Genomic DNA, 19,555 nt, shown 5'->3' on the forward strand with positions numbered 1-19,555 from the left:
AGTTTTAAAATTATCAATACCTGAATTAAAAAACACTTAAAATATCAAGGCCCTAACATATTATACATGGTTAATATGTTAGGGCCTTTTGTTTTTGGCAATGAGTTTTGTAACTAAATTTGAATAGTATTTTTCTCTATTTGAGTAGAAATAACTAAAGTTCCATTAACGGTCGTTTATGGTTAGATGAACTGTAGCATTTTTGCGATGTAATAAAAGATATAACAGTTGTATCATGAAATTTCCGGATTTCTTGTATTTGTTGTCCCATATGGAAGAATCTCATATATTTTTGCAGCAAGTGCTTGGGGAGATTCCTTTGCCCCTCTTTTAAGCCAATCGTTAACAATATTAAAGATACCGCCTGCTAAAAATAGGATTTGCATTCTACTTATGTCATGATTGCGCGTAATATCCGCTTGAAAGACCTTTTCCATTGTGTAATTCAAATAATCAAGCATCATACTAGATATATTTGAATCAATCAATTTTCCTGATGGCTTCTGTGCAGACACAAATCCCTCTATGATATATTCAATAATTAGCTGCATACTTTCATACGGGTCCAAACTATCAACCTCATTCAAGAATTGTTGAACAATTTCATCCACAGATACTTGCACGACGTCGTAAACGTTGCGATAGTATTTGTAAAATGTGACTCTGGCAACTCCAGCCTTTTTGCAAATAGCTGTTACCGTTATATCTTGCAGTTTATGTTCATGCAACAGTGCACTTAATGCCTCCATAATGTATGTCTGAGAGTGTATACTGTCTTCTCTTGACTTTCTCAAAGCTAACACATCCCTTCATTCTGTTCGTTTTAAGTGAAAATCATCACATATTGCTTGAAAGATGAAAATCCACTGCTATACTTACACATGTAAGTACAATTGTTAGCGTAGTGATAACGTCATTGTATAAAAGGACATTATTGCTGTCAATGTGTACCATTTTCTTTGTTTCCTACCGGCAATTTGGCGCCATTCTGCAAGCTATAAATAGGGAGGGATATTCAGATATAATTTATAATAAAAATTTTATAATCTTTATATATTAATAATATAAATTTATGTTTGTGTGTTTCTAGATTACAACGTAAAAACAAGAAGAAATTTCGAAAAGAATAGGGTGAGGTTTAATTGGCGAGATATTTGTATAAGTTAGGACATTGGGCAGTAAATCATAGGAAAAAGGTTATATTCAGTACACTCGCAATTCTTATTGCATTAGTGCTTTTTGCAGTCAACATGGGTTCCTCTTTCAAGGATGAGCTGAGTATTCCGAATACACCGGCAGATAAAGCAGGAAAAGTAATTGAAAAAGAGTTTAAAGTGATGCAACCAGCAGGTGCCCAAGTAAAAGTGGTGTTTAAAGCACAAAAAACTGAAACCTTGGAGTCAGCGGAAGTACAACAGAAAATTGCAGAAGTTCTTGATGAGATTAAGAAAGACTCAGCTGTTGATTCTGTGGCAACACCGATGCAACTGCAGAATCTCAGTGAAGATAAGACAATGGGGTATGCAGTCGTTACGTACAAAGTGAAAGCGGAAAAGGTCACAGAAGCTTCTAAAGATAAGGTTTTAGATAGTATTGAAACAACAAGGGATGCTGGTATTCAAACGGAGTTATCAGGAGGCGATATTAAGTTTTCCGACTCAGAGACTTTAGGTATGACTGAAATTGTCGGAGTGCTTGTTGCCTTTGTAGTCCTGGCATTTACCTTTGTTTCTTTTCTAGCAGCTGGACTGCCGATTCTCACTGCGATAATCGGATTAGCAGTTGGAATGCTAGGGATCATGATTGGGACCAATTATGTGGAAATCCAAGCTGTTTCCTTAACATTAGCTGCCATGCTGGGGCTCGCAGTAGGCATTGACTATGCGCTCTTCATTATCAATCGCTTTAGACAGCAGCTTGCACAAGGAGATTCTGTTCCAGAATCTATTGCCATCGCAACGGGAACAGCGGGAAGTGCCGTAATCTTTGCAGGATTAACTGTTATTATTGGTCTTTTGGGACTGTCTGTTACAAAGATTCCATTCCTGATAGCGATGGGCGTATCCGCTGCCTTTACTGTGTTACTGGCTGTGGTAGTTTCCGTCGTCATATTACCAGCCATATTAGGGCTTGTCGGCCATAAGATTGCCCCATCTAAACAAAATCGATTCTTGCAAAAGATGACTGGGGCAGGTAAGAAACACGCTGGTTCAAATAAATGGGGGGAATTTGTCGTAAGACGTCCTCTGATTGTTACGATTTTCGCAATCGGACTACTTGCAGTGATTACAATTCCATTTTTCCATATGAACCTTGGCCTTCCTTCTGATGGAACAACAAAGTCTACAGAAACGACAGAAAGAAGAGCATATGATTTATTGACGAAAGCATATGGAGAAGGGGTTCATGCCTCTTTAGTGGTAGTGGCAAAATCAGAGGAAGCAACAGCTGAAATGCCAAATGCTATGAACACCATTGCAAAAGAATTGGGTAACTTATCTGACGTGAAAAGTGTGACACCAGCTATACCTGGACCTTCTGGAAATATTTATATGATTTCCGTTACACCAAAAACAGGACCTGACGATGAAAAGACGAAGGATTTGGTAAAAGCGATTCGGGACAAATCGAACCAGACCGAGAAAGAAAATGGGATTAAACTAATGGTAACGGGCACAGCAGCGATGAATATTGACATTGTGCAAAAGCTAAGTGATGCCTTGCCGGTTTTCGCTGCTCTTATTGTAGGACTTGCATATATACTCTTAGTTCTAGTGTTTAGATCTCTGCTCATTCCATTAAAAGCGGTATTAGGTTTTCTACTTTCTCTTGGTGCTACGTTGGGAGCCGTTGTATTTTTCGTACAGGATGGACATTTCCAAAATATATTTGGTTTCCCGGCTGCCGGTCCGATCTTAGCCTTCTTGCCTGTCATTCTGATTGGCATTCTGTTCGGACTCGCCATGGACTATGAGGTGTTCCTAGTGAGCAAGATGCGAGAAGTTTATACGCATACAAGCGATCCGAAGAGAGCTATTTTAGAAGGAATGCAAGAGAGCGGTAGAGTCGTAGTCGCAGCAGGATTAATTATGATGTCTGTATTTATTGGATTCATGTTGGCACCTGATACCATCATTAAATCCATAGGGATGGCTCTTACATTCGGTGTTTTCTTTGACGCATTCATCGTGAGAATGACAATCGTACCTGCGGTCATGACTCTCATGGGCAAGTCAGCCTGGTACTTGCCAAAATGGCTAGATAAAATTTTACCTAACATTGATGTTGAAGGAGAAAACATTATATATCGTATGGAAGACAAAAGTGAAAAGACATATAAACAGAACAGTTAAAGTTAATTCATAGTTGTATTCAGTTAAAAACCGCTTCCTTATAAAAGAGAAGCGGCTTTTTAACTAGAGTTTTTTTATGTAGTTTGTAATTCTAGAATGTATAAAAAAAGAGGACATTAGCATCATTCTCTTTTCGACTGCTTCAAATGTTTAAGTTGTGTAACAATCATAATGCTAATAACAACGAGTAAAAACCATGAACTAATTTTACTAAGGTGAACAAGGTTCCATGCTTCCTGTTGGTTTGGATATTGCCACGCTCCAAAAAATGTTGCGATATTCTCTGCAATCCAAATAAAGAATCCGATAAGGAAAAAAGAGAGAACGAGCGGCATTTTATATGTAACGCCTCGTAATGAAAATTCCACAAATGTGCGAAAGAAAACAATGAATAATAGTAAAGTTAATACCCATCGAAAGTCATATAGAAAATGATGTGTGAAAAAATTGAAGTAAATCATAGCTCCTAACGGTATGGCAAAAATGGCTTTTGGCCAATTATACATTTGTAAATGCAATCTTCTCCACGCTTGGCATATGTAACTTGCGACACTCGCATACATAAAACCGCTGTAAAGCGGAACTCCAAAAATCTTCGAATATGCCTCTTCGGGATAACTCCATGAACCGAAATGTACTTTATATATTTCTAGTAAAAGGCCGATGAGGTGGAAGACAGTAATTACTTTTAGTTCGTCTTTCGTTTCAAGACCAGTCTTGTACATAATCCACTGCATAAGAAGACAGACAATGAGTATGAAATCATAGCGATATAGCCCTGGGATAGAAATGATTTTTGATAGGGCTAGTGTTAAAAAAATAACGACAGGGAACAAACAGGATAATGCTTGTTCATAAGTAAAATAGAGTAGTTGTTTTACATAAAACATGTTTTCACCTTCAGGATTTTTGTTTGAAAAATCAAAATAATAACTCAGTATACTATAAATTTGAAAATATAACATCGTGCTATTTTGCATGTATTTGTAAGTTTTAGAAGGGAATTGTAATAAGTATTTTAATATTTTAACAAAGCAAAAAAATAGTTTGCTATTTAAAAAAAGTGGAGATATAATATCTAAATGAAAATGATAATTATTATCAATAATGGTTATAAATAAAAAAAATTATAAAAAACAACTGAATATAAAGGATGAAATGAAACATGTTACATAAGTCTACTGTACATGCTGGCAATAATCGTTGGATACATATTAAGTTCATTTCTTTCATGAACTTAACAATTTTATGTTTAATTGGATCTATATTTTTAGCCATTGCATTTGGTGCAAAGGATATCCATTTGCAAACGGTGTGGGCAGCGGTTTTTGATTACAATCCGAAATTAACGCAGCATCAAATTATTTATGAATTAAGGCTTCCGAGGGTAATTGGGGCGGCAGTTGTAGGAGCAGCTTTTGCAGTCGCTGGTGCTGTTATGCAAGGGGTAACACGAAATCCTTTAGCTGATGCAGGTGTGCTCGGAATAAATGCAGGAGCGATGTTTGTAGTAGCACTTAGTTTTGCTTTTTTTCCGCATATGCCGTATTCCTATTTAATGATTGTCTCCTTTATTGGAGCTGTTTTAAGTACAGTACTCATTTTTATTATCGGATCAGCAACATCAGGTGGGCTAACGCCGATGAGGTTAACGATTGCAGGAGCAGTTATGGCCGCGCTTTTACATTCGTTAAGTTCAGGTGTCGCGATTTATTTTGACTTAAGTCAAGATTTAGCTTTTTGGTACGCTGGTGGTGTTGCAGGCGTTAAGTGGGAACACTTGAAATTTTTAGTGCCTATTATTCTCATAACAATTGTTTTTGCGACAGCGCTAGGGCGATCTATTTCACTCATATCAATGGGGGATGATGTCGCTACAAATTTAGGTGTAAAAACGAACCGAACGAGAATACTCGGGATGATTATGGTAGTGATTCTAGCAGGTGTTTCTGTTTCAGCTGTTGGCTCCATTGGATTTGTAGGACTAATCATTCCGCATATTGCTAGAAAATTAGTAGGTGTTAATTATCAACTTATTATTCCTATGTCAGCATTATTAGGAGCTATGTTATTAGTTTTAGCTGATTTAGGAGCAAGAACAGTAAATCCTCCTAAAGAACTTGCGATAGGAATTATGGTAGCTCTTGTTGGAGTTCCGTTCTTCCTTTATATAGCACGTAAAGTTGGGAGGGAGTTATAAGTGAAGGATCTTTTTAACACGGATAAAAAGAGAGTTATTACTGTAACTACAATTTTCGGATGTATAAGTATCGCTGTAATTTTGATTAGCTTAAATACGGGAACGCTGAGCATCGCACCGCTCAAAGTAATTCAAACGCTTTTTGGCTATGGTGATTTTGAGAGTGCAACCGTGCTATACGATTATCGTATGCCAAGAATTATAATCACAATGTTAGCGGGTATTGGCCTTGGGGTTTCCGGTGCGATTTTGCAAGGGCTATCTCGTAATGCACTCGCAGATCCTGGTATTCTTGGATTACATTCGGGTGCATCTTTCGGGCTTATTGTATTTGTTACTTTCTTTCATTCTATTAACGAGAGTGCATCGATTTTAATACCGTTATTTACATTTGGCGGAGGAGTGTTAGCTGCATTTTTAATTATTATACTTGCGAGTGATCGGTCAAAAGGTTTACTCCCTATTAGACTTATTCTCGTTGGTATTGCAGTTTCAGCTGGTTTTAGCGCACTTTCGTTATTTTTCTCGCTCAAATTAAATGATGAGACGTATACATTCGCTTCTAGGTGGTTAGTTGGTAACGTGTGGGGAAGAGATTGGATTCATGTTCTAGCATTATTACCTTGGATTTTGATACTAACTCCGTACGCATGGCTGAAATCTAAAACGTTAAATGCACTGTCACTAGGTGATAGTGTAGCAGCAGGACTTGGTGTATCTGTTCAAAAAGAACGGTTACTACTTTTAGCTACAGCGGTAGGATTGTCTTGTGCAAGCGTATCAATGGCAGGGGGAATTGGCTTTATTGGCTTAGTTTCTCCGCATATTGCAAGGAAGTTAGTAGGTAGTACATATCAGCAATTCCTTCCGTTAGCTGGCATTATTGGAATGATTATTTTAGTACTCGCAGATACGATAGGTCGTTCTATATTCGAGCCAAACTCTATTCCAGCTGGTGTAGTAGTATCGGCTTTAGGAGCGCCGTATTTTCTTTATTTACTTACAAAAACAAAATAAATACTTCAAAGAGGAGAACATATGAAAAAGAAACTTTCCATTATATTTAGCATTATGTGTATTTTAGTATTAGCAGCATGTGGTCAATCGAAACCTAATGAAGAGGCAACTAAAAAAACGGAAAAAAGTAATGATCCCAAAATTGCTTCAATGTCTATTCACTTAACAAATGATTTACTTGCATTAGGAATTACACCAGTAGGTTCTGTTATTGGTGGAGATTTAAAAGATTTCTTACCACACGCAAAAGAGCAGTTGAAGGATACGAAGAAACTAGGCGTTGTAACAGATCCAAACATGGAAGCATTGCTTCAATTAAAACCTGCTGAAATTTATGTGGATGAAAAATATGCTGGCAAAGATTTAGCGAAATACGAAAAAATTGCAACAACACATTCTTTTAATTTAGATGAAGGTACGTGGAGAGATCATTTAAAAGAAGTAGGTAAACTTGTAAATCGTGAGAAAGAAGCAGATAAATATATTCAAGACTATGAAGAACAATCAAAACGAGTGAAAAGTTTAATTGATAAAGAGCTAGGTAATAACGAAAAAGTAATGGCAATTCGAGTGACTGCAAAAGAATTACGTGTATTTAGTACGAAAAGACCGATGGGACCAATTTTGTTCCAAGACTTAGGATTACAACCTGCAAATGGTGTAGAGAAAATTGATGGGAACCGTCCTTTCGAAGTAATTTCACAAGAAGTATTACCTGACTTTGATGCAGATGCGATTTTCGTTGTTGTAAACAGAGATGATAAAGCGAAAGCAGCATTTAAACAATTACAAGAAACACCAATTTGGAAAGACTTAAAAGCTGTTAAAGGCAAGCACGTATACATTATTAATGACCAACCATGGCTTGACTATTCTGCTTTAGGCAACAAAATGGCGATGGATGAAGCGGAGAAAATGTTTACGAAATAATACAGTTTTGCTATTAGGAAAGGCCCTCTAAATTTGGAGGGCCTTTCTGTTATTGTTAGAATAAATAAAAAATTATACAATGAAGTTAATTTAGTATAAAGGAGATGTGCCAATGTCAGCGCTTATTGTAAGTATCCAGTTTATAAAAGAGTTTATGGAACTAGGGGATAAATAGGCTAGAATAAGTATCCCCGCTATTTAATAAAGGGGGAGTTTCAGATGACAATTAATCTTTTTCAAAATAAAACAATTAAATTATCAGCTGTTAGAGAAACGGATGCTAAAGAAATGGCTAAGTGGCAAGAGGATAGTGAGTATTTAAGAAATGTAGATACAGACTTAGCATTCCCGCAATCTTTACATGAAATATCAAATGATGGACTATTTAAGGGACGAAGATCGAATAGTGTTTCTTTCATGTTAAGAACAGTTCAAGATGATCGCTTAATTGGTTTTGTTGCAATTCATGGCATAGAGTGGAATAACAGAACAGGTTTATTAGCAATTGGTATAGGGGATGCAAATGATAGAGGAAAAGGGTATGGGAGAGAAGCGATGCATCTTATTCTAAAGTATGCTTTCTATGAAGTGAATTTACATCGCATCGGACTCGATGTTATTTCTTATAATAAGGCAGCTATTACACTGTATAAAAAGATGGGTTTTCAGATGGAAGGATGTATGAGAGAAGCAGTTCAGCGAGATGGGAAGTGTTTTGATCGTATGATTATGGGGATATTGAGGGATGAATGGATAGAGCTGCAAAACTAGTAAAAACATACAGAAATAATTGTATAGTGCAGTGGAAAAAATATTCAGACAATTAGAAGAAAGGGGTGTACTAATGGAAGGTTTCTCTTCATTAAGAGAGTGTTTATATCAGCTAGAGGAACGATTACTTAAGCCAGAGGTTCGCACATCTCAAAAAGAGCTTAAAAAGATACTTGCAGATGATTTTTTTGAGTTTGGGAGTTCTGGTAAAGTTTTATATAAAAATGAGGATATCGATAAAAATGGAATAGGCGTGGTAAAAATGACTTTAAGTGATTTTGAAGTACATCCTTTATCCAAAGATGTAGTATTAACTACTTATCGAATATTCAATGAAATAAATAATCAACACTCGTTACGTAGTTCAATTTGGAAATTTAGAGAAGGAAAGTGGCAAATGTATTTTCACCAAGGTACACCTGCTAAATTTTAATGAAGCTATGTTTTTTAGGTGTGAAAAGAAACTATAAAAAATAGAATTGTTGAATATACGGTATGCAGGAGATATAATGATAATTGGCGAAATTTTACAGTGAACTGATTGAATTTATAAGGAGTTATGCAAAATGAATTTAGAAAAAACAAAACCAGTAAATGAAGAGGTCGCTGAATTAAAAGAACTAATTAAAGAATTGCACGGAAGTGTACATCAACTTCAAAGCGAAGTGCAACAACTAAGGCATGAAAGACCGGTTGTTGAAGTGCGAAAGGGTGTTCAACTATCGCCAACAATCGTTGGACAAATTGGCGGTATGATATTAGGTGGATTAGCAATTATCGGCATATTTTGGTGAAGAAAAAAGGTTTGCAGCATCATGCTGCAAACCTTTTCAGGCTGTGGAGAAAGTCTTCTCCACAGCCTGTTTTTGTGTCTGAACCTCTTTTTATGTGTCAACACTGATAAAAAAGAGGAAAAGGAGAGATTTCTTATGATGGGTGCTTTAAAAAATCATCGCGATGAACGTGTATCTGTTTCTGTAGAAGAGTTAGTTCCACAAGATCATTTCCTTCGTGCGATTGAAGCGACAATTCGTTTTGATTTTATTGAGGAGAAGTTACGCCCTTATTACTGTGAAAACAATGGACGTCCGTCAATCCATCCTATCGTTTTATTCAAAATGATGTTTATTGGATATTTTTATGGTATTCGTTCTGAGCGTCAATTGGAAAAGGAGATTAAAACGAATATCGCCTACCGTTGGTTTTTAGGGTTTTCTCTATCAGATACTATTCCAGATCATTCTACAATCAGTTGGAATCGCCGTACCCGTTTTATTCATACAAATATTTTCGAAGAAATTTTTGATGAGATTGTGAGGCAAGCGACGGAGAACCGGATGGTGGGAGGACGTGCACTGATGACAGATTCTACACATATTAAGGCCAATGCTAATAAAAATAAATTTGTACATAAATATAAAAAAGAAAAGGCAAAGTTTTATATAGATGAACTAGAAGCTGCGGTAATCGAAGATCGTGAGGTACACGGAAAAAAGAATTAAAACCTAGAAAGGAAAGTGATACCCCTACTAAAAAAACTCGTATAAGCACTACGGATCCAGATAGTGGATTTTTAATGAGAGATGGAAAACCGAACGGTTTTCATTTCTTAGATCATCGTACAACTGATGCGAAGTACAATATCATTACAGATACCTATATAACGGCTGGAAATATGGCAGATTCCGAGCCGTATTTAGCACGTCTACAAGCTCAAATTAATAAATTCGGATTTAAGGTGGAAGCTGTAGCTCTTGATGCAGGCTATTTTACAGGTTATATCTGTAAGAAATTATCAGAAAGAAATATATTTATGGTGATGGGGTATCGCCGATTTGGAAAGCGAAATAAAGAAGTACCGAAAAGCCAATTTAAATATGTAGAAGAAATGAATGCATTTGCTTGTCCGATGGGATGTATTTTAGAGTATGCGACAACGGATCGCGAAGGATATCGTCAATATAAATCGAATCCAGAAGACTGCGCTGTTTGTCCGCTACGTGAGGTGTGCTTTTCAAAGAAACAGAAACAAAAAGTTATCACTCATCATGTATGGGAGAAATATAAAGATATCGCTAGAAAAAACAAGCTAACAGTTACAGGGAAAAAGTTGTATAAAGTACGCTGTTCAACTATAGAGCGAAGCTTTGCGGACGCCAAAGAACTCCATGGCTATCGATATGCTCGGTTTCGGGGGCTGAAGTCTGTCCAAATGCAGGCTTATCTCACCTCAGCTTGTCAAAATATGAAAAAAATAGCCCTCCATCTGACCAAAAAGGGTCTGGTGGAGGGCTATTTTTCTAAATTCTATTATTTTATGTTGTTTTCATTTGCTAAAATCAAAAAGATTTCAGAGTGTTGGGAACCCTAAAGGGTTTCCCAACACTCTGAAAAGGTTTGCAGCATCATGCTGCAAACCTTTTGTATTTGACGATATAATTTCATGCAATACAACTTTTACATTAAGTAACGTAAATAAATGTAAGCATGTGATAACAATAGCGCAATGATCGTTAAGGGGAAACCGATTTTTAAGAAGTCCATATAAGAGAACCCATGTCCTTCACGTTTTGCAATACCAGCAACGACTACGTTTGCGGATGCTCCGATTAACGTTCCGTTTCCTCCTAAGCAAGCTCCAAGTGATAACGCCCACCATAGTACTTCGATTTGCGGAGAGTCGACAGATAGTCCGAGTCCTGTAGCTAAGTCTTGAATAAGTGGGATCATCGTTGCAACAAATGGGATATTGTCAATTGTTGCAGATGCGATGCCTGATACCCATAAGATAAGTATAGCGGCAAAACCGATATCACCATTCGTTACGTCGAGTACTTCTTTTGCGAGTGAAGAAATAAGTCCGATATCAATTAACCCGCCAACGAGAACGAATAGTCCAGCGAAGAAGAAAATGGTTACCCATTCAACGTGGGCAAATATATCTTCTATCTCATGTTCTTTCACACCGATTAACATAAGAAGTGTAGCACCTGTCATCGCGATAACTGCAGCATCTACATGAATAATCGAATGAAGTACAAAGCCTAAAATAGTTAGTCCTAAAATTGAAATGGATTTTAAAAGGAGGCTTTGATCTTTAATATAATCTTTTTCGTTCAATGCCATTAATATTTTAATTTGCTCAGGTGTTGTTTTTAGTTTGTTACGATACATGAAGTAAATAATGCCAAGTGTAACGATAGAAATAATAATTACGATTGGAGCTAAGTTAAGTAAAAAGGCATTAAAGTCTAAATGCTTATTTGCTGATCCAATCATAATGTTCGGCGGGTCACCGATTAATGTTGCTGTTCCGCCTATATTTGAAAATAGTACTTCTGAAATTAAATAAGGAACAGGATTTACTTTTAAAATACGTGTAATGGATAGTGTAACAGGAACGATTAATAATACGGTTGTTACGTTGTCCAAAAATGCAGAACCGACAGCGGTTAATAGGGATAGTAACAATAAAATGCGGATTGGTTTTCCGCTAGCTGCTTTTGCTGCTTTAATGGCTACAAATTCAAATACACCTGATTGACTCGTAATATGTACGAGAATCATCATCCCAATTAAAAGGGTGATCGTTTCCCATTGAATATGTGATGTGAAAGCAGTATGTAAATCTACAATTCCAAAAATAATCATAATAGCAGCACCGAATAGTGCAATTACAGCACGATTCAATTTCTCAGAAATAATAAATCCATACGTGACTAAAAATACGGCAATTGCAAAATAATATTGCCAATTTGCTACTTCATGTGCTGAATGTTCCAAACATGTCACCTTCTTTAAAGTATGTATTCAATTGTAAAAATGCATCCCTCTGCGTAATTTATATTGTAGCAAATTCAAAAAAGAAAGAAAACTATTTAACAAAGTGAAGGAAAAAATATCAATTCTACATATGATATAAAGTGAAACTTTAATCAGTGGGGGTGTTCATCCCCCACTGATTATTAGTTGAACCAATCGGGCCTTTACGGGTAGTTGATCTCCCACCTAACTGCCGTGTATTCGCTGGACTTTGAGGTGGGAATCTTACTACCCGTTAATGCGGGATAAAAAAATAAAGAAACACAGTGCAAATTATTAGGAAAAGTGAGCATTGTCCTCTAATATAGAGATAGCAATTTACATTATTTTTGCGTAAAATGGTTTAAAGAGGTGAATTCCGATGGAAATAGTAAAAGATAGTTCTCTTATTCAAAATGAAATTGAACGTTTTGTAAATAAAGATGTATATATTCATTTAGAAACGACGAACGGAGCGTATGCATCACACTTTAATGAAAAGATGATGACAGTTGGAGCATTCATTCGAAATGCAATTATTCGCTTTGAGCGCGGGAAAATAACTGGAACAAACCCATACCGAGTTGGTTTGAAAATGGATCATGGCTGGGTATATGCAGAAGGTATTACGCACTGGGAAGTAGACGATAAAGAGCGTTTATTATTAGCAGGGCATGATAATCAAGGCCGTTTAGCAGTTGCACTTGAATTAAGCTTAACGCCATTTAAGTAAGAAGGAGGGGAACTTATGGAGAGACATGTACTTGTTGTATTTCCGCATCCAGATGATGAAGCATTTGCTGCGGGAGGAACAATTCGCTTATTAACAGATCAAGGAGTACCTGTAACATACGCATGTGGTACTCTTGGACAAATGGGACGTAACATGGGGAAAAACGTATTCGCTAACCGTGAAACGATTCCAAATATCCGTGAAAAAGAATTAAAAGATGCATGTGAAGCGATGGGGATTCAAGATTTAAGAATGCTCGGTTTCCATGATAAAACGTTAGAATTTGAAGATGTTGATTTTGTTGCAGATAAAATCGAAGCGATCATTCAAGAAGTAAATCCATCTCGAATTATTACATTTTATCCAGAACACGGCGTACATCCAGATCATGATGCATTTGGCCGCGCTGTAGTTCGCGCTGTATCGCGTATGCCAAAAGAAGAACGTCCAGCCATTCATGCGGTTGCGATTACGAGAAATCGAGAAGCTGTACTCGGTGAGCCGGATGTTGTAAATAATATTAGTGAAGTATTTGAACATAAATTAGCTGCACTAGGCGCGCATCGTTCACAAACAGAAGCGATGCTAGAAGAAACGCATGCAAAAATAAAAACAAAGATGCAGCAACATTAAAATGGCTGCAACTTGAACAATTTTGGACTTATAAATGGGAGTAGGCTAGAAGGATACCTTCTAGTAGCTCTTACATAGAAAAAGCGCCGTCACTTGTGATGGCGCTTTTTTGTGCTATTGTTTCGTACTAGCCAAATACATGAGCATGTGGAATTTTTCGTCTCTTACATGATAATCGAAATAAGGTCCTGGATCTGTACAGTAACCAATATTTTCATTTTGCATGATTTGAAATCCGTTAACTGATAAATTTTCTTCTAAGTATTTTGGATGTAAAATATGCTCATGGGAATTTGGATATAAGGCTGAAATATTTTTTAAGGATTTGGCCGATCTATCATAATACGAGTATCCACCGACAATTGTTGAACTGCTATGTAAATAGTTTTTTAGAACGTGACTTGGGAACTCGGGATTGAGCAGTGAAAAATCAGTTATTGTAAAACTATCCACAAAAACATCGATGCTAAGCGGTTTTAATGGTAGATTTAAATCGGAATTCAAAATATAAAGGACGCGTGGTTTCGGATTCATACGCTCAATTCTATTTCTAACCTTCTTGAGCATTGCAAGCGAATAGCCACTGAATACATAGGATGCGCTCGTTTCAAGAGTATCAATATATTTTGGTAGTGATACAAAAGCGTCAATGTTTGTTTCCACAATTAATTTGTTTGTCAAATCTATATTTTGTAGAACTTTTTGAAATTGAAAATTACTTTTTTCAAATAAGTTAATCATTTTAGGATTGATTTCTTTAATCGTTTCTTTATCGTAAAAATATGATGGATAAGGAGATGTTTCGTACAAGTTTGCGGTAATGATAATACCTTCCTCTATAGCTGCCTCGTATCCACAAGTGCAAGTTAAATTCCCCGTGTGAATGTAGACTTTTTTTATCGTTACATCTTCCATTTCAAGTGGAATGCGGCACTTTGGACAATAGAGCAGATTTACAAAGTCAAGCGGAATCCCTGTAACATTCTCTTCTTTAGGTGAAGGTGAGCTAGTTTGAACCGCTTTTTCAATCAAATGAATCGCTTTTGATATGTCTTCTTTTTTATTATTCAGCTCGTTCTTTTTATCAGTGAGTAAGTTGTTGTAGTAGTCGATATCCTCATGGTCCGAGAAGTTTGTGACACGTCGATATGATAAAATTCGTTGGATTTCTATCAATGAAAAATGAAATTTTTTTAGCTCAGTAATAAAAGTCATGTCGTCGAAACACAATTGGTTCATTTGATACTGGGTGTTTTTTTTATCTGGTATTAATAATCCTAGTTCAATGTAATAACGAACTGTATCGGTTGTAACGTGAAAAAGCTTCGCAAATGTACCAATCTTCATAGATGTACCTCCTGATGAAAAAAGTGGAGTAACTCCACTTTTTTCGCAAAATGAATTCAAAAAACTCTCAAATGGCTATTGACTTGGAGGGAACTCCAAGTCATATTATTAATTCAATAAATGTGAATATTTTGAATATTTTTGAGTGTATTGTAACATACATGTCACGAAAGGAGAAGGATTAGCTATGGATAAGATGGATCATATGGATACTCTCTCACTTTGGAAAGCGACTGCAAACAGCTATGACAAAGGAAAACCTCTTGAAGGAAAGGAAGAGGCGGATGTTGTTATTATTGGTGCAGGCTTCACAGGTCTTTCTTCTGCATATCATTTGCAAAAATTAGGGAAGAGTGTCATTGTCCTTGAGCAGGAAACGATCGGATATGGCGCAAGTGGTCGTAACGGTGGGATGGTATTGCCGGGCTATAAGCCAACGATGCAGGAGCTGGCTAAGAAGTATGGTGCTAAAGAGGCGAGACAACTTAACGATCTTTCGCTGCTTAGTGTTGAACTAGTTAAAAACATCATCGATGAGCATCAAATCCACTGTAACTTTAGAAAGACAGGTCACATTGTGGCGGCTTACAAAGCCAAGCATTTTGAAGGATTGAAACTTGAAAGTGAATACTTAAACAAAAACTTTGGATATGAATGTAGCGTGCTTAATCGAAGTCAGTTGCATCAAGAAATTGATTCCCCGCAATATTATGGTTGCTTAGTCGACGACTCGAGTTACTCGTTCCAACCACTGAACTATGCAATTGGTTTGGGAGAAGCAGCTAAATCGATAGATGCAAAAATCTTTGAGCATTCGAAAGCACTATCTATTGAGTACGGGCGAAACAGTGTGAAAGTTGTTACAGAAAAAGGTGCTGTTACAGCGAAAGACATTATTGTTGCTACAGATGGTTACTCCGGAAAAATCATGGCTGAACTGAATAAAGGAGTACTACCAATTTCGGCACGTATTATTGCTACTGAACAGCTTCCAGAATCGCTGGTGAATACCGTCATTCCTAATGATCGCATGGTTTTTGATACAAGCAGTTTCCTTTACTATTTCAGGCGCACACCAGATAATCGGATCGTATTTGGCGGTGGCGATATTCGTCCAAACTTAGGTGATGCTGTTTATCAAAGTGTTTACGATGCCATGGTTAAAATAATGCCGAAACTAGAAGGAAGTAAGATTGATTACCGGTGGGGTGGATTTATCGGTGTGACGATTGATACGTTCCCGGTTATTGGCAGATCCAAAGAAGGCGCATATTTCGCAACGGGTTATACGGGCCACGGCGCGTCTCTTTCGACATTGTTTGGTAATTTATTGGCACAATGGATCGTTACGGGAAGTGCAGGTGGATATCGATTTGAAAAGGAACGCCTCAAATCATTCCCGTTCTATAATCAGAAAACGATGCTGGTCAATATAGCGCATATTGGTTTCAAAATGTTAGATATTATTGCGTAAAGGAGAGTTGTTATGAAAATTAACATGTTCATTGACGGAAAATGGGTAGAAGCATTATCGGGTGCTAGACGAAACATTATCAATCCTGCAACCAGTGAGGTTATCGCAACGTCAGCTCATGGATCAGAAGACGATGCGAAGGTAGCAATTAAGGCGGCTCGTAAAGCGTTTGACAGCGGAATCTGGTCGAACTTATCGGCTGATGAAAGAGCTGACTATCTATATAAGATTGCAGACCGTCTGGAAGAGAAGACAGCTGAAATTGCCCGTTTGGAAACTGCAAATAACGGTAAGGTTATTCGTGCAACAATCCATGTGGATATCCCGGTATCGGTTCAATGCTTCCGCTATTATGCTGATTTGATCAAAGGTATGAAAAAGGAATCTTACACTCGTGAGGATTCTTCGGAAACGATTATTATTCATGAACCGATTGGTGTTTGTGGACTTATTGTACCTTGGAACTTCCCGCTTATGTTAGCCGTTTGGCAAATTGCTCCTGCGCTTGCCGCAGGGAATACAATTGTAATTAAACCTGCCGATGTTACTCCTGTAAGCGTATTCAAATTATTTGAAATCATCGAAGAGGTTGGACTTCCGGACGGAGTAGCAAACTTAGTATTAGGACCTGGCTCAAAGGTTGGAAATGAGCTTGCAGAGAGCCACGATGTTGACAAAGTTGCCTTTACCGGTGGAACAAAAACAGGTCAAAGTATTATGCGCGTAGCTGCAGGAAATATGAAAAAAGTCACACTTGAACTAGGTGGGAAATCTCCACTTATTGTGTTTGACGATGTGGATTTTGAAACGGCAGTCGATAATGCGATGTTTGGTATTTTCCACAACGCTGGGCAAGTTTGTTCAGCTGCATCCCGTTTGCTTGTACAAGAAACCATTTACGATAAGTTTGTTGAACGGTTGGCTGAGCGTGCGAACAAAATTGTAGTTGGAAACGGAGAAAGCGAGAATATCGAAATGGGGGCTCTCACAACCGAGTCTCATATGAATGACGTTTTACATTATATAAAGAGTGGAATCGAAGAAGGTGCAAAATTAGTTTGTGGTGGTAAACGTTTAACAGACAATGGGCTGGATCGAGGATGTTTCATTGCACCAACAATCTTTGCTGATGTAAATGCAGATATGCGTATTGTTAAGGAAGAGATTTTTGGACCAGTCCTTGTTGTACAGAAATTTAAAGATGAGGAAGATGCGATCCAAAAAGCGAATGATTCCATTTATGGATTAGCCGGTGCTGTATTTACTGAAGATATGGACCGAGCAAAACGTGTTATTAGTAAATTGCGTGCGGGAATTACTTGGATTAATAGTTATCATCTTGCTTATGTTGAAGGTCCTTGGGGTGGTTATAAACAAAGTGGAATAGGCAGAGCGCTAGGTGCTGATGGGCTGGAGCACTTTATGGAAACGAAGCAAATCAATATCCACCAGCATGCCAAGCCTGTAGGTTGGTATGCGAATTAATTGAGCTTAACTTGCTATATAAATTATGTGTAAGGGGATATGCTCATGAAAATAGTGGACAACCGTCCGTCATCGAAAATAGAGCAACTAGAAATAACGAATAAGCCGGTGGATGATTCAGTGCTTGGAACCAAAAGTATTCCGTTACTATATTTACGGTTTGCATTGGCAGGAATTATGGCTAACGTAATTCTAGGAGTTGTATCGGTTATCGATGGCTTTTTCGTCAGTGGCTTTCAGGAGCTAGAAATCGAAGGGATAGGAATTGGATTTACGGTCATGGTTATTACCCGTATGATTGGTGTTCTTTTGGGTGTGGGGGCCGGAGCGGTTATTTCACTTCGACTGGGGAAAGGGAAGATAGAAGAAGCTCGAGGCATTATGGGGCAAACTTTATGGTTTACTCTTTTCCTTTCTTCTTTGTTAGCTATACTTGGGTTGGTCTTTGAAAACGATATTATGATTTTATTCGGAGCAAGTGGAGAAGCACTTCCATATGCGGTGCAATATAGCCGACTGCTATGGATTTCGTTGCCATTAACGATATTGGCCGTTGTATTAAGTATTTTAACTAATATCGATGAAAAACCTATATTATCAATGAACAGTTGGTTAGTTGCAGCGGTTGTTGCTGGGATTATGGAATGGATTATGGTAGTGAAGTATGACATGGGGATGATGGGTTCTTCATGGGCTAATACGATTTCGCAATCGATTCCTGTTCTCTTAATCTTTTATTTCTGGTTTGGTAAAACGAAACTTAAGCCAAAAATGAAAGACATGCTGATTAATTTTAAGAAAATTGGCGAAGTAGTTTGGACGGGTTTTGCATCTTTCTCGAGTCAGTTCATGATGTTTATTGCGATTATTTTCACCAACAACTTACTGCAAAGCTACGGTGGTGGTCTGCACGTTGCAGCTTTCACGATTCAAAACGGTTACATTACCAATCTCCTCGCCTTAGCAGCGCTCGGTGGGATGACAGGACTTCAACCGATTATTAGTTATAATTACGGTGCGGGAAACCTTGATCGTGTTAAGCAAGCAATTAAAATGGGACTCATTTTTACAGTTTCCTTCTTTGTGATTGTGACAACTGTACTAATCATTTTTGCAGATCCAATTGTGTCATTTTTTTCCGGTGGTAATCCTGAATTGCAAAAACTGGGCATTTGGACGACAGTTGTATTCAATTGTTTGTTTACGCTTAGTGCAGTCAGCTTGCTTATCTCCGGTTATTTCGAATCACAAGAGAGAAACTGGTCCGCAACGTTTATTAGTGTAAGCAAAATATTGTTATTCATGTTACCGTTTCTATTTATTTTCCCGAAATTCTGGGGTGTAGAAGGTGTATGGTACGCTGCTCCTGCTGCAGAAATTCCAGGTGTTCTCATTGCTATATACTTTATGAGAAAAGAGTTTAAACGTTTAAAAGCTACCAATATTAATACAGATACCAATGTTAAAACAGTAGATTTATAGGAACGCATTCCATCAAAATTATCAATAAGAGAGAGGGATATCATCATGTTTTTTGCGAAAAAAATTACAGCAGAAGAAGCAGAGAAACTAGGTGCCAACACATGGGAGTCATGGGTAGGTGAACCGAATAAAGGAACGTGGCATGTAGAAGAACAGGAAGTTTTCTATGTGACAGACGGTGAAGTGTTTATTACTGTTGATGGAAAAAAGTATCATGTTACAAAGGACTGGGTTGTTTCCTTGGCTAAGGACCTTGTTTGTGAATGGGATTGCCCCGTATTTTTGAAAAAGAATTATAAGATGAACCATGAGATTGATCTGAAATAATG

17 protein-coding genes and 1 pseudogene are annotated in these 19,555 nt (G+C 37.4%); 14 read left to right on the plus strand and 4 right to left on the minus strand.

The genetic code is table 11. The features are described 5' to 3' along the window. Nucleotides 1–233: 233 nt before the first annotated feature. Complete coding sequence (locus CDB3_RS06925) at nucleotides 234–749, minus strand: TetR/AcrR family transcriptional regulator (protein WP_128853876.1); 516 nt, start codon at nucleotides 747–749, stop codon at nucleotides 234–236. A gap of 393 nt (nucleotides 750–1,142) precedes the next feature. Between CDB3_RS06925 and CDB3_RS06930 the strand changes: the two genes are divergently transcribed. Then, nucleotides 1,143–3,353 (plus strand): MMPL family transporter, encoded by a 2,211-nt coding sequence (locus tag CDB3_RS06930; RefSeq protein ID WP_179139672.1) that lies wholly within the window; start codon nucleotides 1,143–1,145, stop codon nucleotides 3,351–3,353. A 122-nt stretch (nucleotides 3,354–3,475) separates the two neighbouring features. On the opposite strand, the gene CDB3_RS06935 is transcribed toward CDB3_RS06930, so the two are convergent. Continuing rightward, complete coding sequence (locus CDB3_RS06935) at nucleotides 3,476–4,243, minus strand: DUF817 domain-containing protein (RefSeq protein ID WP_128853877.1); 768 nt, start codon at nucleotides 4,241–4,243, stop codon at nucleotides 3,476–3,478. A gap of 275 nt (nucleotides 4,244–4,518) precedes the next feature. Here CDB3_RS06935 and CDB3_RS06940 point away from each other — a divergent pair, with 275 nt between their 5' ends. From CDB3_RS06940 to CDB3_RS06970, 7 genes are all read left to right on the plus strand, one after another. Continuing rightward, the gene (locus CDB3_RS06940) at nucleotides 4,519–5,553 is read left to right on the plus strand and encodes a FecCD family ABC transporter permease (RefSeq protein WP_128853878.1); all 1,035 of its coding nucleotides are present in this window, start codon (nucleotides 4,519–4,521) and stop codon (nucleotides 5,551–5,553) included. Continuing rightward, the gene (locus CDB3_RS06945) at nucleotides 5,554–6,570 is read left to right on the plus strand and encodes a FecCD family ABC transporter permease (RefSeq protein ID WP_128853879.1); all 1,017 of its coding nucleotides are present in this window, start codon (nucleotides 5,554–5,556) and stop codon (nucleotides 6,568–6,570) included. It begins immediately after the preceding gene. Between the two features lie 21 nt (nucleotides 6,571–6,591). Then, nucleotides 6,592–7,500, plus strand: a complete 909-nt coding sequence (locus tag CDB3_RS06950) for an iron-hydroxamate ABC transporter substrate-binding protein (protein ID WP_128853880.1) — start codon at nucleotides 6,592–6,594, stop codon at nucleotides 7,498–7,500. A gap of 219 nt (nucleotides 7,501–7,719) precedes the next feature. Further along, a complete protein-coding gene (locus CDB3_RS06955; RefSeq protein WP_128853881.1) occupies nucleotides 7,720–8,271 on the plus strand; it encodes a GNAT family N-acetyltransferase in 552 nt (183 codons plus the stop codon). Nucleotides 8,272–8,344: 73 nt separating this feature from the next. Further along, nucleotides 8,345–8,704: a nuclear transport factor 2 family protein gene (locus CDB3_RS06960; RefSeq protein WP_128853882.1), complete on the plus strand. Its 360-nt coding sequence runs from the start codon at nucleotides 8,345–8,347 to the stop codon at nucleotides 8,702–8,704. Between the two features lie 133 nt (nucleotides 8,705–8,837). Continuing rightward, nucleotides 8,838–9,065: a coiled-coil domain-containing protein gene (locus tag CDB3_RS06965; RefSeq protein WP_128853883.1), complete on the plus strand. Its 228-nt coding sequence runs from the start codon at nucleotides 8,838–8,840 to the stop codon at nucleotides 9,063–9,065. 135 nt (nucleotides 9,066–9,200) lie between these two features. After that, nucleotides 9,201–10,642, plus strand: a protein-coding gene (locus tag CDB3_RS06970) for an IS1182 family transposase (protein ID WP_372708522.1) whose coding sequence is annotated in 2 segments (ribosomal slippage) — nucleotides 9,201–9,762 and nucleotides 9,762–10,642 — 1,443 coding nt in all. Because the reading frame shifts where the segments join, the coding sequence is not laid out codon by codon here. A gap of 86 nt (nucleotides 10,643–10,728) precedes the next feature. Here the strand turns inward: CDB3_RS06970 and CDB3_RS06975 are convergent. Then, nucleotides 10,729–12,054, minus strand: a complete 1,326-nt coding sequence (locus CDB3_RS06975; protein ID WP_128853884.1) for an ArsB/NhaD family transporter — start codon at nucleotides 12,052–12,054, stop codon at nucleotides 10,729–10,731. 400 nt (nucleotides 12,055–12,454) lie between these two features. Between CDB3_RS06975 and CDB3_RS06980 the strand changes: the two genes are divergently transcribed. Together CDB3_RS06980 and bshB2 are read left to right on the plus strand one after the other, a co-directional pair. Beyond that, nucleotides 12,455–12,805, plus strand: coding sequence for a YojF family protein (locus CDB3_RS06980; protein ID WP_000407039.1), 351 nt, complete (start codon nucleotides 12,455–12,457; stop codon nucleotides 12,803–12,805). Nucleotides 12,806–12,820: 15 nt separating this feature from the next. Next, a pseudogene (gene bshB2, locus CDB3_RS06985) lies at nucleotides 12,821–13,482 on the plus strand (bacillithiol biosynthesis deacetylase BshB2). Nucleotides 13,483–13,552: 70 nt separating this feature from the next. Here the strand turns inward: bshB2 and CDB3_RS06990 are convergent. Next, nucleotides 13,553–14,785, minus strand: coding sequence for a MerR family transcriptional regulator (locus CDB3_RS06990; protein WP_128853885.1), 1,233 nt, complete (start codon nucleotides 14,783–14,785; stop codon nucleotides 13,553–13,555). Nucleotides 14,786–14,972: 187 nt separating this feature from the next. Between CDB3_RS06990 and CDB3_RS06995 the strand changes: the two genes are divergently transcribed. The 4 genes from CDB3_RS06995 to CDB3_RS07010 are packed head-to-tail and all read left to right on the plus strand — an operon-like array spanning nucleotide 14,973 to nucleotide 19,553. Further along, entirely contained in the window at nucleotides 14,973–16,259 is a 1,287-nt protein-coding gene (locus CDB3_RS06995; protein WP_128853886.1) for an NAD(P)/FAD-dependent oxidoreductase, read from the plus strand. Nucleotides 16,260–16,271: 12 nt separating this feature from the next. Next, complete coding sequence (locus tag CDB3_RS07000; protein ID WP_128853887.1) at nucleotides 16,272–17,744, plus strand: aldehyde dehydrogenase family protein; 1,473 nt, start codon at nucleotides 16,272–16,274, stop codon at nucleotides 17,742–17,744. 45 nt (nucleotides 17,745–17,789) lie between these two features. Continuing rightward, nucleotides 17,790–19,226 carry an MATE family efflux transporter gene (locus tag CDB3_RS07005; RefSeq protein WP_128853888.1) on the plus strand — a complete coding sequence of 479 codons (1,437 nt, stop codon included), beginning with the start codon at nucleotides 17,790–17,792 and terminating at the stop codon, nucleotides 19,224–19,226. Between the two features lie 45 nt (nucleotides 19,227–19,271). Further along, nucleotides 19,272–19,553, plus strand: coding sequence for a cupin domain-containing protein (locus CDB3_RS07010; RefSeq protein ID WP_128853889.1), 282 nt, complete (start codon nucleotides 19,272–19,274; stop codon nucleotides 19,551–19,553). Nucleotides 19,554–19,555: the final 2 nt, after the last annotated feature.

Origin of the sequence: Bacillus sp. CDB3, from assembly GCF_002081505.1 — a bacterium.
Taxonomy (GTDB): Bacteria; Bacillota; Bacilli; order Bacillales; family Bacillaceae_G; genus Bacillus_A; species Bacillus_A cereus_AT.